The following is a 16632-nucleotide window of genomic DNA, read 5'->3' on the forward strand; positions in this document are numbered from 1 at the left end:
ATTTTAATATTAGTTATTTATATAAAAATGTTATTACTATCTAATAATATCAACTAAATTTTTTAATAAACATACAACAGTCATCGGACCTACACCACCTGGAACTGGTGTTAGTGCTGCTACTTTGTCTTTAACACCATCGTGGTCAACGTCTCCACATAACTCGCTAGTTAAATTATCATCTAAATTAGTTCCAACATCAATAACGATAGCACCTTCTTTGATGTGATCTTCTTTGATGTATTTAGCTACACCAATTGCTACAATAACAATATCACCACTTTCAACACCTTTAACTCCAGTGTTTTCATCATATGTAGCAACAGTAGCTCCACGACGTTTAATAATATGTGCTAGTGGTTTACCAACTAAATGACTACGACCAACAACACACACTTTTTTATCTTTAACATCAATTTGATAGTGGTCCATTAACTCTAAAACAGCTCTAGCAGTAGCTGGAACGAAGTGTTTTTCATTGGTGTCATTATATAACTTAAATTCATTTTTAGTACTTAATCCGTCAATATCTTTAGTATATGGAACAGCATCTAAAATAACTTGTTTTGGTATATGCCTAGGTAATGGTAGTTGAATAATAACTCCATCACTATTTTCGTTAATATCATCTAGTTTTTTCAAAAGAGCATTTTGAGTAATGTTTTCATCGAATTTATATAAAACCGCTTCAATTCCTACTTCATTACATTTTTTAATTTTAGTTTCAACATATTTGTTTGAAGCTGGGTTATTTCCTACTTGCACAATCGCCATAATAGGAGCACGAGGAAGATCAAGTTCCTTAAGTTCAGCTTTTAATTTGTCTAACTCTTTTTGAGCTAGTTCTTTTCCGCTTAATATTTGCATCTTAATTCCTCCTGGTATTTAGCTAATTCTTCTTCGTATTTAGCTAATTTAGCTTTTTCTTCAGCAACTTTTTGCTCTGGAGCCTTAGCTATAAAACTCTGGTTGCTTAATATACCTTGTGCACGAGCTATTTCGCTTTCGCATAGCTTAATTTTGTTTAGTAATAACTGTTTATTTTGTTGTTTTAATTCAGCGCTAACTTGAATATATAAGTTTCCAAAACTTAACGGTATTAAATAATCGTTATTGTGTGCTTGCATAGCAAAAGCTAATTCATTAATTGTTTGATGCATTTTTGGTAGTGGCGCATCAAGGTGATAATAAAGGATTTCTTTTTTAGAAATATTGTTTTCTTCGCGATATTTTCTTAAAGCTGTAACAACTTCAATAGTTGGATCGATAAAACTAGTATCTCCGATATTTCTAAATACTGGTCATTTTTGTTCTAGAATTTCTTCATTAAATAGTAAACCAAATAATCTATCAGTAATAAAAGGCATAAATGGATGTAAAATAATCAGCGTTTTTCTTAATACTCCCATTGCACCTTGTTTTGAAGGTTGAGTTTTTAACAGTTCCACATATCAACTACTTAGATGGTTAAAAATGTAGTTGTAAATTTCTGCACTCATGATTGTGAAGTTATAACCTCTAAAAGCTTTAGTAATGTTTTTAGATAAAGTACTTAATTTGTTTAAAATTCAACGATCAGCATCTGTTTTTGTGTACTGTGAGTGATTTGGTTGATTTTCTTCCATTGTGTAAATATAACGAGCAATGTTTCAAAGTTTATTATTAATTCTTCAAGCACTTTCAACTTTTTCAGTCGAAAACTTAATGTCCATTCCTGGTGTTGTGTTAGTGATTAAAAATCATCTTAAAGCATCAGAACCATATTGATCTACTAAATCCATCGGATCTACTCCGTTATTTAGTGATTTAGACATTTTTCTACCTTGTGCATCACGAATTAAACCATGTAACAGTAAATGTTTAAATGGTTTTTCTTTCATGAATTCAAGACCAAAAAAGTACATTCTAGCAACTCAAAAGAAGATAATATCATATCCTGATACTAGTAATGAAAATGGATAATAACGGTCTAGGTCTTTGTTTTTGTTTGGTCAATTTAAGAAAGTAAATGGAGCAATCCCTGAACTAAATCAAGTATCCAAGACATCATTATCTTGCACTCATCCTTCACCTGGGCTTTCAATTTGAACTTTAATTTGATCATTTTTATATCAAGCTGGGATACGATGTCCTCATCAAAGTTGTCTAGAAATAGTTCAATCATGTACATTAGTCATTCATTGAATCATTGTTTGGCGGAAACGGTAAGGGAAAAATTGTACACCTTCTTTTGATTTTATGTGATTTAGAATCAAGTCTCTAAAATGATCCATTTTAACAAATCATTGAGGTAAGACTAAAGTTTCAACAACTGTTTTAGAACGATCGCTAATTGCAACATTTGAAATGGTTTTTTCTTCTTTAACTAGTAAGTTATTGTCTCTTAAATAATTACCAATGGCTTCACGAGCCACAAAACGTTCTAGTTTATCAAATTGAGAATTAGGACAGTTAATATAACCTAATTTGTCAATAGTTTCAATGATTTCGAATCCGTGTTTTTTGATAATATCAATGTCAGCTTCAGCGTGAGCACTTAGTTTCATTAATCCAGAACCAAAATTAATATCAACATATTTATCAGCAATAACTGGAATTTCACGGTTAGTTAATGGGTGAATCACCGTTTTACCTATTAAGTGAGTATAACGAGTATCATTTGGGTTGCATACTACAGCAACGTCACTCAGTAAAGTTTCAGTTCTAACTGTAGCAATAGTTAAAAATTCATCACTGTCTTTAACTTTGTATTTAATGTAATACATAGTTTGTTCAGTTGGTTCGTTATTTACTTCGATATTTGACAAAGCTGTTTGTAATTTAACATCTCAGCTGATAGCACGTACACCTTTGTAAATAAAGCCTTTGTTATATAAATCAATAAATACTTTTAAAACGGCTTTATTTGCATCTTCGTCCAGTGTAAAACGTTCACGGCTGTAATCTAATGCTAATCCAATAGTTGATCATTGTTTTCTAAATAAGTTTGCGTATTCTTCTTTTCATTCTCAAACTTTGTCAATGAACTTTTCTCTACCTAAATCGTGTCTAGTTAAACCTTCTTTTTTAAATAGTTCATCTTCAACTTTACTTTGGGTAGCGATTCCAGCGTGATCCATTCCAGGAAGTCACATTACATCAAAACCTTTCAGTTTTTTATAACGAATAATAGTATCTGGAATGTAAACATCTAATGCGTGTCCTAAGTGTAATTTACCAGTTACGTTTGGAGGTGGTAGCAAGATAGCAAAAGGTTTTTTCTTTGGATCATGATCCATAAAATAACGCTTTTGTTGTCATTTATTTTCAATACCTTGTTCAACCAACTTATGGTCATAAGTTTTATTCATAAACCTCCTAACGAGCACATATAAGTGCGTGTGGATAACTCTTAAAATATATTTATATTATACCATATTTAAGCCTAAAATTGAGCTACTAGCTAGTGTTTTGCTTTGAATTTTTAATTTTTTGGTACAATTAACAAAAAAAAGCGCATAGCGCTTAAATTTCGTCATCTTCATCGACGTCAAATTGATCCATTTCAACTTCACCAAAAATAGATTGCTCAACCTTTTTGAGCATTTTTTTCTGATCTTTATTAAGATTAGATTTTTTGTTTTTAGATGGTTGAGTGATTTCATTTGCTTGATTTTTATTGTTAGTAAATTTAAAACGATGTTTAATTAGTTCTTCATCATTATCTTCATCTAAATAAACAAATGTAGGAATAATAACTGGTTCTCTACGCTTTTCTTTATAAAATAAAGCGGTTAAACGATCTGAAACTAGTCTTTCTAATTCAGCTGTTGTTCAAACTGGGTTATTTCTAATGTGAAATAACACTGCTCCGTGCGCAATTCTTCTTGTTTCATCGATTAATTTACGAGCGTTTTTAACAAAGAAGCTACCACGAGTAATAATTTGTGGTCTTCCGATAATATTTCCATGGTTTCGATCAATTAAAAAGATGATGTTAACAAAACCACTATCTTTAAGTTGTGCTCTTTCTTTTAAGGTTTGATTAGAAACGCTTAAAATGGTGTTTCCATCGATGTAAATTGGTCCATATGAGACAGTTTCATCAGTTTTATAAATCTCTTGGTTTTCCATGTGATACACTTCACCCTTACGAGCGATGATAATGTTTTTAGGATCTACTCCGTTTTCAATCGCAGTTTGACCGTGAGTGACACTCATACGGTATTCACCATGATAAGGCATAAAATATTTTGGCTTAGTTAGTTGGAAAATTTTATCATGTTCTCACTTGTAAGCGTGTCCAGAAGTATGCAAGTAGCCATCTACTCCGTTTTCTTTGATTTTAGCCCCTAGTTTGTATAAACGATTAACTAATAGTTCAACTACCATTCTATTTCCGGGGATTGGACTAGAAGAGAAAATAACAACATCACCTTTAGCGATTTTTACAGTAGTATGTTTTCCGTAACTCATTCTAGATAAGGCTGCTAGTTGTTCACCTTGTGAACCGGTAGTTAAGATAACTAAATCTTTTTCTGGTACTTTATTGATGTTCTTTTTATCAATTAAGACATCGTTTCCAACATTAATATAACCTAGTTTACGACCAATTTTTATACCTTGAATCATTGAACGACCAAATGTCACAACTTTTTTGCCCATTTTTTCAGCAAGTTCAATAATAACTTTAACTCTAGTTAAGTTAGAAGCAAAAGCTGTAATGATAATTTTACGCTTTGCAGCACGCATGTGTCTTTGAATATCGTGTAAGATATCTCCTTCACTTGGAGAGTGATTTGGACGCATAGCGTTAGTTGAATCGCTAAGTAAAACAGTTAAACCTTGTTTTCCGATTTCGTCTAAACGAGCAAAATCCGTGTAGTTTCCAATTGGTGTGTAATCAAATCTAAAATCACCAGTACACATAAGTGATCCATGAGGAGTAGTAACTCTAATTCCAAAAGCATCAGGAATTGAGTGTTGTGCAGTTCAAAAGTCTACTGATACATTACATTTAAACTTAAACACAGCAGATTTTTCTATTTCGATAAATTCAATATTACGGCGAATACCGTAATCTTGCATTTTTAGTTTTAGGTACTGAATTGCGATTCTAGGACCAAAAATTTTCTTGATTTTAGTTTGTTGAATTAAATAAACAACACCACCTATGTGGTCTTCGTGACCATGAGTGATAAATAAACCTTCAATATATTTTCCAGGTTGATTTAAATACTCATAACTTGGGATAATCCCTTTAACCCCTGTGTTGAAAGTGTCTGCAAATTTAATTCCTGAATCAATTAAGAATATATGATTATCTTGCTCGATGATTAAGGTTGATTTACCGATTTCTTCAAAACCACCAAGAGCAAATATTCTAGTTGGGTTCATAAAATTTTGCCTTTCTTTTTATTATTTAAAGTATTTTTAATTATTAAATGATTGAGTGAATAAAAAAAGTAATAATAATTACTTTAATTATAAATTAAAAGTGCTTATTTTACATTAAAATTGTCAGTTTTATATAAAAAAAATACCACCCTAAGGTGATATTTGAAGTAGGTTTACATTTTAATGTTTCCAGTAGTTCTAGGATAAGGGATTACATCACGGATATTTTCGATTCCAGTTACATACATAACTAGACGTTCAAAACCAATCCCAAACCCACTACTTTGCATTTGACCAAAACGTCTTAAGTCTAAATATCATTGTAAATCAGCTTGATCAATGTTTAATTCATTTACTCTATTTACTAGTTTTTGGTAATCACACTCACGTTGCGAACCACCAACTAATTCACCAATTCCAGGAACTAGTAAATCGAAAGCAGCAACAGTTTTACCATCTTCATTTTGATACATGTAGAATGCTTTAAAGTCTTTAGGAAAGTTAATAACAGCAATTGGGGCTTTGTATACTACTTCTGTTAAGTATTTTTCGTGTTCACTTCCTAAGTCTAAACCGAATTTAATATCATTGTTTTCAAAAATCGGTCCAGCTTCAACTAATTTTTGAATTGCTTCTTTATAATCAACGATTTTTAGTGGTGTATCAATAAATTTATGTAGTCTATCAATTAAACAGTTTTTACTAAATTGTTCTAAGTATTCTAATTCAAATTGATGTTGAGCGATTGTGTTGTGAATTACTGTTTTTAGCATGTTATCAGCTAAATGAATAGTTTCTTCTAAACTATAAAAAGCCATTTCTGGTTCAATCATTCAAAATTCAGCTAAATGACGCTTAGTATTTGATCTTTCAGCTCTAAAGGTTGGAGCAAATGTATAAATGTTTCTCATCGCGTTAGCGTATGATTCACCATGTAATTGACCAGTTACACCTAAAGTAGCTTTATGTCCTTTACCGAAAAATGGGTTGGCAACATTTCCGTCAGAAACGTTAAATGTTTCACCAGCACCTTCACCATCATTAGAAGTAATAATAGGGCTACTCATGTAATAAAAGTCTCTAGCTGCCATATATTTGTGTACTTCTTGAGCTAAAGTAGATCTAATTAGCATAATTGCTTTAATTAAGTTTGTTTTTTGTCTTAAGTGTGGAATTTCTCTTAAAGTTTCTAACTTAATTTCTTGGTTTTGAATTGGATAATCATCATCAACATTTTTGTAGCTAATTAATTCTTCTGCAATCATTTCGATTGGTTGTGGCATGTCAGGAGTAGCATGTAGTGATCCTTTAATAACTAAAGCAGCACCAACTTTTAATTGATCTAATAGTTCAAAATCAAAATTTCCTTTTTTAAATACAACTTGTAAGTTTTTGATTGTTGAACCATCATTTAGTTCAATAAAACGAATGTTTTTGTTTCCTCTAGTAAAAGTAATTCAGCCTTTTACAATAACATTTGTTCAGGTATCATAAAAACCTGGCTTTAATAAGAAGTTTTTAATTGAATGCATATATTTGCTCCTGTTATTTAATTTTCACTTTAATAATGTTTTTGGTAATTAGATTAATATTATGATTATTTATTGTTGGATTGTGTAGTTCACCTGGGAAAAATAAAGCAAAGTAACCTTCATTTAGTATTACGCTATGTTTATGAGGTGTTGTTTTAACAAACACAACATCTAAAGCTTCATTTTGTTCTAAAATGTCTACTTCTGTATATTTAGGTTCTAGCTTAAAGTAAATTTTTTCTTCTACACTTCCGAATATGTGAATATCGATGTGTTTGTCATGAATTTCACCATGATATCCTTCAAATTTAGTTTCAAAATCTTTTTTAACGATTTTAATATTCTCATCGATAATGTGAACACCTTTTTCTAAACTATTAAAATCCGTTTGAGCTGCAATTTCCAGTGCTTTAGCTATTTGTGGCTCTGGAAATTGGTATTTTTTAATGTTTGATAACTTATCAAAAATCATAATATTTCTCCTTGTTTTTTATACTTGCAAATTATACCATTTTTTCACTACAATTCGCCTAAACTGTTGATAAATATGGTTTTTAGGCAAATGGTATAAAGTTAACCACAAGCAACAAAAAAATACTTCGAGAGAAGTATTTTATCTTGCAGTATTATTCACGTTAGTGTTTGGTCTAGCGTTTGTATTTTCGTTTGTAGTTGAATTTGTGTTTGTAGGCTCACTAAGTTTTATCAACTTTTGGTAGATTATCTAATTTTTGAATATTTGAAGCGGTTGTAGTTTTAATATGACCTAGGATAGCTAGTAAAATCTGGTTACTAGATTGCATAATGATAAATTTACCTTTAGCTAAATCTTCTAAGAACGATTTATCTGTTCCATATAATTCATCTTCGTCTAAATATTGAATTTGTTGGAATTTAACACCAGTAATTTTAGCTTTTGATTTATCAAAATTAGTAGGAATTTGTGGTGCTAAAGCAGCAAATGTATTGATGTTTCTAAATCTAGGTTCACTGTAATCGGTGTCTTTGTCAAAATAAATTAAATGACCTTGAACAGGTTGGAATGATCATGAATAAAAGAATGTGGGTTTTCCATCATAAATCATTTCTCATTTCAAGACACTTCTTTTTTGAGTTTGTCAGAAATTAAATGTTTCTTTATCCTTAATGAATGTTTTAGCAACAAAATCATCATTAATAAATGAAGCTGTTAAATTGAACTTAAACTTTAATTGTACGTCTTTATTTTGTAATAAAAGTTCTCTGTTTTTAGCTTCTAACTCATATTTAGTTTTGTTTAATAAATCATTATCAACAACTAATAAAGAGTTTTGATTATTTTGTTTATTGAACATTGATTGAATTTCTTCACGATTTTTATTTAATGATTCGTATTTTTCAACTAATAAGCTGTTTTGATTCTTATAATGGTTTTTCTGGCTATTAATGACAGCAATACCAGCACTTAGTGAACCGATACAACTAATTGACAAACTCAGAGCAACAGCACCAGCAATTTTTCACTTCGTGTTCATATTTCCTTCCTAATATTTATTTAATTTCTTAAATAAATGGATGCGATAAGAAACATACTAATTACCAATTTTGGAAGAATACAATTAGATAAATAGTTAGTTCTATATAAAATAAATAAATTATAATATTTTATAAATTTTTATAAATTAAATTTAATATTTTTTCTATAAGTTCCATAATTATAAAAAAACTATTTTTAAGTATTAAAAAAAAATGAAAATTCACCAATAAAAATTAGTGAATTTCATAAGAAATTAGTTTTCTGTATCAAGTAATAATGGGATAAAAATAGTATGTAAAGTTGAATATGTTAAATATACATCTTGTAAAATATCTAAAAATAAACTCTTTAGTAATTTATCAATATTTAGTGAATATTTGAAATTAGGTGTTAAAAAACGACTACAGTTTGAGTTAATAATAATTTCTCGATCATTTCCGTAAACAACATTTCTTTCATATGGCATTTTTTCTTTTAGAAAATTAACCATATTTTCCATACCTAGTGGAGTAAAGATTTTACGAGCTAAATATTCGTTATTATCATGTAGTTGAATCATTTTGTTAAACTCGTTATTTTCTAGTTTTTTAAATTTAGTATTACTTCAACCACTATCAGTAAACATTGAAAATTTATAATTTTGGTTTAAATTGGCTTTAGCTAAATCAATTTTTAGTACTGTATTATATGTTATAATAACTTCTCTTCTTACTTCTCTACCAGATCGAGTTACAATTTCTTCTTTTCAAGTTGTAGAAACTAATGAAACTGGGTATTTGTTTTCGATTAATAGGTATTGTGGTTCAGTTTGTTTAATCAAATAAGCTTCAGGACCTGCCATTAGTGGACTGTGGGTATCTAAATCTTTTTGATTAACTAAATTTAGCATGTTGTTTTGTGTTTTTCTTTTTAATTCATCAAGATTTTCATCGAAAAATTCATATTTAACATTTAATTCATTGAAAAATTTATCGTAATAATGTTTTGAGTTCACATTTGAAAAAGCTATTTCGATTATTTTACGCTTTGTTGTTACACGTAAAGCGTGAAATACAATAGCTACAATTATGAAAATACCAGTAAATACAGCTAAAGTTATCATAACTTGAGTATTTGCTGAACTAAAAGCTGCAAACATCAGTGATAAGAACATTATAATAGCTAAAAACACTGTAGCAATGCCCATAAAAAAGTACATGCGAGCTTTTTTTAGCAACGGATTAAGAGCACCTAAATCAATATTTTTTAAATAATCATTATAATATTTGCTTTTAATGTTTTCGGAAAATTCTGAGTATGAAATATAGTCTTTTACAAACATAAAAATTATAAGTCCATTTTTACATCTTGTTTGTGTTCTTCAGCTGCTGCAAATAATGGGGCAGTAGAAAGACCTAAAGATGTAGCTGCAACGCTATTTGGATAGATGAATAGTTTTTGATTAAAATTATTAACTTTACTATTGTATAGACGTCTAGAAGCTGCGATTTCTCTTTCAATTTCAGTTGTTTCACGCATTAACATCTCATAAGCATTTGAAGCTTTAAGTTCTGGATAGTTTTCACTAATTGCCATTAAACGACCGAATACGCTATTGTTTAATGATTCAATTTCTCTTGAGTTAGAGATAGTACTTGAACCTTGACCAATTAATGATCTTAGTCTTGTTACTTCTTGCATAATTGAACCTTCGTATTCTTTGTATGATTTTACTTGAGCTACTAATTTAGTTAAAGTATCGTAACGTTTTTGCAATTGAGTATCAATTAATGATGCTGCTTCATTAATATCATTTTGTTCTCTTAATAGAGCGTTTCTCATTGAAACATGAACAAAAATTGGAACAATAAAGATAAATGATCCATATCAAATCTCTTTACCAAAACCACCGCATTTAGCATTTACTGGTACATTGTATACATTTGGATTAAATCCTTGTGGATCTGTGACTTCTCTTTGGTTATATAAGTTTGCCATAACTCTCCTTATTATTTGAGTTTTTAACTATTTAATTTTATCATTTTCTTGGTTTTTTATGAGTTAAAAACTATGAAACTGAATGATATATTCAGTCAAATATTGTCTAAAGCAATGAAAAATCCAACCTCATGGTTGGTTTTTTGTTTAAGTACTAAATGTAATTATATTTATTTAACTTCACCAACAACATCGCTTGGAGATGTTAATTGTTTAGATGAAGCTGTAACCTCAAATTTTGTACGAGGACTGTTTGACAATACAACTAAGATTGGGTGTGATAATAATTTAGGGTTTTTTGCAATAACTTCTAAATCAACTTCAGCAAGAACTTGTCCTGCTTTAACTTCATCACCAACTTTAACAGCAGGTGTGAATCCTTCACCGTTTAGTGTAACTGTATCAACACCAACGTGAACTAGCATTTCAACACCGTCTTCTGTTTTAAGACCGTATGCGTGTTTTGAAGGGAATACCATTGTAACTTTAGCATCCACTGGTGAGTAAACTACACCGTGTTTTTTGTCACTAAATTTAACTGCGTATCCTTCTCCCATTGCACCTGTTGAGAATGCACCGTCATTTAATTCTGCAAGTGATAATAATTCACCTTTAGCAATTGCTGTTAATTTTAGAGGAGCTTCAGCTGAAGCAGCTTGTGCACCAGCTTGTTTAGCTTCTAATTGAGCAATAGCTTCTCTTTGTGATTTAATTAATGAGTTTAATTGTTCTGCAGCTGTTCCAAAAATTGCTTGAACGTGTGAGTTTCCTTCACGTTTAATTCCGAATGCTCCTGCAGCTTTTAATGCGTCATCATTTACTAATGAAGCATCTTTTACGTCATAACGTAATCTTGAAGCACAGTTGTTGTATGCTGTAATGTTTTTTGTTCCACCGTAAGCTTGAACGATTGCGTAAGCTTTAGGGTTAACATCTGATTGACCTTCTAATGCTTTTTTAGCATCTTTTGCAGCTAAGTAATCAGCTTTTGTGAATAATTTTGTGTTTCCACCTCTACCTGGTGTAGGTAGGTCGAAGTGTTTGATGTAGAAGTAGAATACTACTAAGTAGATTGGGAAGTAAACTGCTCCAACTACTAATGTTCATCAGAAGTTTGTTCCTTTTTGAACGTTAACCATTCCGTAGATAGCTAAGTCTAGGAATCCACCTGAGAATGCCATTGGGATGTGAACGCTTAATAAGTTTGCTAATAAGAATGATGTAGCAGCCATGAATGCGTGGAATCCTAAGAATAGGAATGGTGATAAGAATAAGAATGTGAATTCAATTGGTTCTGTAACACCAGTTAAGATTGATGTTGCAGCAACTGGAACAACTGTAGCAATAGCCACTTTTCTGTTTTCTTTAGGTGCAGCTAAAATCATAGCAACAGCAGCACCTGGAAGACCTAAAATCATGAATGAGAATTTACCGTCTAAGAATCTACCAACTCTGATTCCTAATTGATCACTAACGAAGTCAAATACAGGTAAGCTTTCTTTTGCTCCTTTAGCTGTTCAAGTAACATCACTGTGTGGGAATCCTAAAAGGTTAATTGTAATTGTTGAGTCACCAACAAATCTGTTTGGATCTGCTTTAATAAAGTCAACAAATGCAGGAAGTGTGTATCCTTGTGTTCTCATTGTTGCTAAAGTAACTTCGTTAATTCCATTATCTTTTAATCATGGAACTAATGCTTCTTCTACACTACCACCAGCTGGTGTATATCATAATGGTGCGTAGAATACGTGGTGTAATCCGAATGGGATTAATGATCTTTCGATGTATCCGAATACGAATGAGTCTCCGTATTTGAATTTACCTAGATTTGTACCGATTAAGTTTAATACGATACCAATTCATGGTCAGAAAATTAAGAATAAGATTGCAAGTAAAGCTGCAGCAGGAATTGCAATTAAACCTACGAATCTTTTACCACCGAAGAATGAAATAACGGTAGGTAATTGAATTGTGTGGAATCTGTTGTATAGGTAAGCAACCATAAGTCCAACTAGAATACCACCGAATACTGATGTTTGTAGTGATGTAGTTCCAAGTGAAGAACCAACTAGTCTTAGAAGATCTTCAGGATTTCTACCTCCACCACGGAATAAAATGTCATATCCAACAACTTTTCCAGCTTGTTCAACTGGTGTGATGAATACTGATTGAATAGCTAGGAAAACTAGATAAGCAATGATAGTAGCAAAAACCCCAACTCCGGCCTCATCAGTAAAGGCAACAACGAATGCAGCAGCAAATAATAATGGTAAAGCAGCGAATGCAGGTTCACCTAATAATTGGATGAATTTACCAAATTGTTTTGCAGCTTCTGCACTTGAGTTTGATGCAATTGTAGCCCCAACCCCTAGGAACAATCCGGCGATTGCCATAACAGAGATAGGAAGCATGAATGCACCAGAAAGTTTAGATAGGATTTTTCTTGCCTTACCGCTACCACTGTTGTTTTTTGAACGTGGTGCAGAAGACTTTTTAAATCTGTCTAGAAATGCAAACATTTATGTCCTTTCTATAAATTTTGATTTAACTACACTTAAGTAAAAACATAATTTGTAGTAATAATACTTAGTTTATTTTATTGCATCAAATAAATTAAACATAAATATCTGATACATAATTTTATTATAGCAACAAAAGCCTATATTTTCAGCGCAAATTGTCATTTTCTGCAACTTTTTTCCACATTTTTGTATTAAATTATTGTAATGTGGAAATATTTCCACATTGAAGCAGAAAAAACATACATCTTTCACTAAAAATAAAGCTTCTAGTGAAAGATGTATGTTTGAATTTTATGTTTTTAAATTAATAAATTATATTATTCATCAATGCATTTACATTCTAAATTCTCTAAATGAGAGATTTTAATAATTTGATCAAGAATCGGACCGAAATGAGTCTTAAATTCTTCTGTCATATAATAGTAAACAAACTTACCATCTTTTTTGGAGTTTATAATATTTAATTTTCTAAGACCGTTTAAATGTTTTGAGATGTTTGGTTGTTTTTCTGAAAATAATTCAACAAAAGTATTAACGTCACACTCATTATTTATACATTTATATAAATGAACCAGTAATTTTAGTTTTACAGGTTTTGATAAAACATTTAACACTGTTTCTATATTCATAGCAATCTCGCTTAATTTTTAATTGCTTGTTAATAATTTTTGGTTTAATCTAGCTGCAACTGCTTTACTAAACTCACCTAAAATTAAAATAAGACTATTTGATTTTACGAATATACCACTAATTCCTTTAAGATTTCTTATACCATTAACATTCACTTGTTTAATGTCAGACACAACAATTTCAACTTTTGATAATTTGTCGTTAGCACTTATGATGTTGTTTTCACCGCAAAACTCAATTAAATTATTCATTTCAAATGGCACTTTGTCAATTTGATAAATCGAGTTTTCAGTATGTTGCATCTGTTTTTTTCATTTAATTCAAATTAAACCAAAAGTAATGATAGTTAAAAAAATCTTCTTAAATTTGTGTTTGTTCATATAAAAATTATATATTATTAATTACTAACTTTGTAAAATCAACGCTATTATTGTTCATTTATATCGATAAAAATGTTAATTGGTGCGTGATCTGAAATTTTACGAGCCAATTCAATTGGAGTTTGATTTCTTGGAGCTTTTTTAAGTTTGCTTCAAGTATTATAATCTGGAACTCTTAAATTTTCTCAAATACCACCAGCTTTATATTGAGCAATAATATCAAACTTGAATTTTTCTTTAGTAGGTTTTACAATTGTACCTTTATCAGGTGTATCTAAAAATAGGAATTTATCGTATGGATTAGCATATCCGTCTTTAGATGATAGAGATGTTTTATAGGCATCAACTGAATTGTTGTATTTAAAATCATCTCCATAAGTGTTTTCAATTCCAAATTTCTTAAATTCATCAAAAATAATTTGACTTTTGGCTGTTAAGTTAGTGTCCCCACCAAAAATAATGTCTATATTTTCTGGCTTGTATTTATCAAAAATATATTCTTTAACGCTTTTGGCTTCTGTTACTTCTTGTGAACCATTTGTTCCGTATAAAGAATCTGTTGCTGTTTCACCATTTTTTGCATTAACACCAGGTGCATCAAAGTGAGCTATCACATAATAAAACTGATAGTCATTTCCAGTTTTGAATTTGACACTAAAAGGTGGTCTAGCATATAAGTTATTTTTTGTAATACTTTCTTTTTTAACCACTGATAACACATTTGATTTATAAAACATTGCGTAGTGTTCTTTTGAATTAGGAAATCTAGGATTTTCATCGTTTTCGCTAATTACATAATCTCAAGTTGTACCAGATTCATTTTTTTCACTTGAATTTAGTAGTTTTTTAAGATTATCAAGTGTTCTAACTGATTGGTTATTGTAGTTAATTTCTGTAAAACCAATTAAATCAGGTTTTTCATGTAAAATTACATCACTAATACGATTGATTTTTGGTGCATTTAATACATCATTATCACCACCACCAAAATTTAAAACATTTCAATTCATCACATGAAGTGATTTTTTATTTAGTGTTGGTTCTGTATTATTATTACTTAAAGTAGATCCACTACCTGAATTTGCATTTGAGTTTAATTTGTTGTCATTTTTATTGTGATCAATCTTTTGTTGATTACCAAATTTTAAATATCCAAAATAAGCTCCAGCTGCAATTCCACCAGCTAATATTAAGCTAATTGCTGAAGATACAATTTTTCTTGTTTTTACTTTCATATTTATCTCCGATATTAAGTAAAATAATTTTATTACATTTATGATATAAAAAAATTATTTCATAAAATTTAAGATTTATACACTAAAAACTAACTAGTTAATTTAAAGAAAATTAAGATACACTAAATTTGCTTTTTTAATATATATAAAGTAACATAATTGTTTATAATTGAAATATGAAAAAAGTCGGAATTATTATTGATTCATTTTCTAGCTTAACACTTGAGGATGTAAGTAGAGAAGGTTATTATTTTTTACCATTGCAAGTTGTAATTGATGGTAAAACATACCTTGACGGTTATGAAGATCGTTTACAAATACTTCAAATGCTAGAAAAATCTCAGTCATGTCAATCATCATTACCAAGAATTGATATTATCCAAGAAACCATTAAGCAAGCTTCTGAAGAATGTGAACAAGTTTACTACATTGGTTTAAGCGAAGGTTTATCTTCAACAGCTTCTTATTTTAAAACTTTTGCAGCTGATTATCCAAATGTTCACTTTATAGATAATCACTTTTCTGGTATTCAATTTTATCCAGTTGCTAAAAAGATTGTAGAGTTAGCAAATGAAGGTGTGACACCAGAAATTATTATTAGCAATGTTAAAACTTTAAGCGATAAAAGTGCTACATTAATTGTTCCAGCTGATGTAAGCTATATGGTTCGTGGTGGTAGACTTAAAGGTGCTAAAAAATTCATTCTAAATACACTAGGAATTATTCCAATTTTATCTTACACAAGCGAAGGTACAGTTGAAAGTATCGGTTTAAAAAGAACTATTAAAGGTGCAATTACAAAAGCGATTGATAAAATCGTTGAATTTGCACATGAAATTCCAAATCCAGACTTTAATTTAACCTTAGGAAATGACGATAAAATCAACGAAGAACTCATTAGACAACTTCAAGAAAGAAACATTCCTATTTCAGTAAGTACATTAGCTTCAAGTGTAGTAGCTGTTCATACTGGACCTAAAGCCTTTAGTATTAATGTGATGCCTAAAATCGATTAATTAGGAGCAAAAATGCCAAGATCAAAAAAACCAATCACCACAGAAAATGAAGTAAAAATCGAACCAAAACCTGAAAAGAAAAATAAAAAAGCATCTCTAGGTTTGAAAGCTAAATTTTCTACATTAGCAATTGAAGATATTAAGCAAAACTCAATTAACTTCGTTGATCAATCACAACATCGTGCAATTGATGACATAATTAATAATCATCAATTAGATCAAAATGAAATTATTGCTCACAAAAGACATAAAATAACTTATATTGCTGCATGACTATTTATTTTGGTCTTGTTAATAGTAACTATTGGTATCATTGTTGGTTATATTTTAACTAATGATATTAGATTATGATAAGTCTAGCATCGCTAGACTTTTTTATTGCATTAAAGTCTTTTTAGTTTCACAAGGTAAAGAAAAAAATATGGACTAATAGTCCATATTTTTAATC

At 30.1% G+C, this 16632-nt stretch carries 14 protein-coding genes; 2 read left to right on the forward strand and 12 right to left on the reverse strand.

Annotated features, from left to right (window positions below; genetic code table 4):
• Positions 1 to 36: 36 nt before the first annotated feature.
• The 12 genes from ACJA23_RS01845 to ACJA23_RS01900 form a co-directional block, all read right to left on the reverse strand.
• Entirely contained in the window at positions 37 to 867 is an 831-nt protein-coding gene (locus ACJA23_RS01845) for a bifunctional 5,10-methylenetetrahydrofolate dehydrogenase/5,10-methenyltetrahydrofolate cyclohydrolase (protein ID WP_406613438.1), read from the reverse strand.
• Complete coding sequence (locus ACJA23_RS01850; protein ID WP_406613440.1) at positions 855 to 3350, reverse strand: valine--tRNA ligase; 2496 nt, start codon at positions 3348 to 3350, stop codon at positions 855 to 857. Before ACJA23_RS01850 ends, ACJA23_RS01845 begins: the two co-directional genes overlap by 13 nt.
• A 154-nt stretch (positions 3351 to 3504) precedes the next feature.
• Positions 3505 to 5376 carry a ribonuclease J gene (locus ACJA23_RS01855; RefSeq protein WP_406613442.1) on the reverse strand — a complete coding sequence of 624 codons (1872 nt, stop codon included), beginning with the start codon at positions 5374 to 5376 and terminating at the stop codon, positions 3505 to 3507.
• Positions 5377 to 5549: 173 nt separating this feature from the next.
• Positions 5550 to 6908, reverse strand: coding sequence for an asparagine--tRNA ligase (gene asnS, locus ACJA23_RS01860; RefSeq protein WP_406613444.1), 1359 nt, complete (start codon positions 6906 to 6908; stop codon positions 5550 to 5552).
• Between the two features lie 13 nt (positions 6909 to 6921).
• Positions 6922 to 7380, reverse strand: a complete 459-nt coding sequence (locus ACJA23_RS01865) for a YhcH/YjgK/YiaL family protein (protein WP_406613446.1) — start codon at positions 7378 to 7380, stop codon at positions 6922 to 6924.
• A 223-nt stretch (positions 7381 to 7603) separates the two neighbouring features.
• Positions 7604 to 8422 carry a hypothetical protein gene (locus ACJA23_RS01870; RefSeq protein WP_406613448.1) on the reverse strand — a complete coding sequence of 273 codons (819 nt, stop codon included), beginning with the start codon at positions 8420 to 8422 and terminating at the stop codon, positions 7604 to 7606.
• 255 nt (positions 8423 to 8677) lie between these two features.
• Positions 8678 to 9745 (reverse strand): hypothetical protein, encoded by a 1068-nt coding sequence (locus tag ACJA23_RS01875; RefSeq protein WP_406613450.1) that lies wholly within the window; start codon positions 9743 to 9745, stop codon positions 8678 to 8680.
• Between the two features lie 5 nt (positions 9746 to 9750).
• Positions 9751 to 10401, reverse strand: coding sequence for a LemA family protein (locus ACJA23_RS01880; RefSeq protein WP_406613452.1), 651 nt, complete (start codon positions 10399 to 10401; stop codon positions 9751 to 9753).
• A gap of 170 nt (positions 10402 to 10571) precedes the next feature.
• The gene (locus tag ACJA23_RS01885) at positions 10572 to 12920 is read right to left on the reverse strand and encodes a glucose PTS transporter subunit IIA (protein ID WP_406613454.1); all 2349 of its coding nucleotides are present in this window, start codon (positions 12918 to 12920) and stop codon (positions 10572 to 10574) included.
• Positions 12921 to 13240: 320 nt separating this feature from the next.
• Positions 13241 to 13552 (reverse strand): transcriptional regulator, encoded by a 312-nt coding sequence (locus tag ACJA23_RS01890; protein WP_406613456.1) that lies wholly within the window; start codon positions 13550 to 13552, stop codon positions 13241 to 13243.
• 18 nt (positions 13553 to 13570) lie between these two features.
• Positions 13571 to 13933 carry a PTS glucose transporter subunit IIB gene (locus ACJA23_RS01895; protein ID WP_406613458.1) on the reverse strand — a complete coding sequence of 121 codons (363 nt, stop codon included), beginning with the start codon at positions 13931 to 13933 and terminating at the stop codon, positions 13571 to 13573.
• Between the two features lie 47 nt (positions 13934 to 13980).
• Positions 13981 to 15168, reverse strand: coding sequence for an MnuA family membrane nuclease (locus ACJA23_RS01900; RefSeq protein ID WP_406613460.1), 1188 nt, complete (start codon positions 15166 to 15168; stop codon positions 13981 to 13983).
• A 176-nt stretch (positions 15169 to 15344) separates the two neighbouring features.
• On the opposite strand from ACJA23_RS01900, the gene ACJA23_RS01905 reads away from it, so the two are divergent.
• Together ACJA23_RS01905 and ACJA23_RS01910 are read left to right on the forward strand one after the other, a co-directional pair.
• The gene (locus ACJA23_RS01905; RefSeq protein ID WP_406613462.1) at positions 15345 to 16184 is read left to right on the forward strand and encodes a DegV family protein; all 840 of its coding nucleotides are present in this window, start codon (positions 15345 to 15347) and stop codon (positions 16182 to 16184) included.
• Between the two features lie 12 nt (positions 16185 to 16196).
• Complete coding sequence (locus tag ACJA23_RS01910) at positions 16197 to 16538, forward strand: hypothetical protein (protein ID WP_406613464.1); 342 nt, start codon at positions 16197 to 16199, stop codon at positions 16536 to 16538.
• Positions 16539 to 16632 lie beyond the last annotated feature (94 nt).

It is taken from the genome of Mycoplasma corogypsi, assembly GCF_045276875.1.
Lineage (GTDB): Bacteria > Bacillota_I > Bacilli_A > Mycoplasmatales > Metamycoplasmataceae > Mycoplasmopsis > Mycoplasmopsis corogypsi.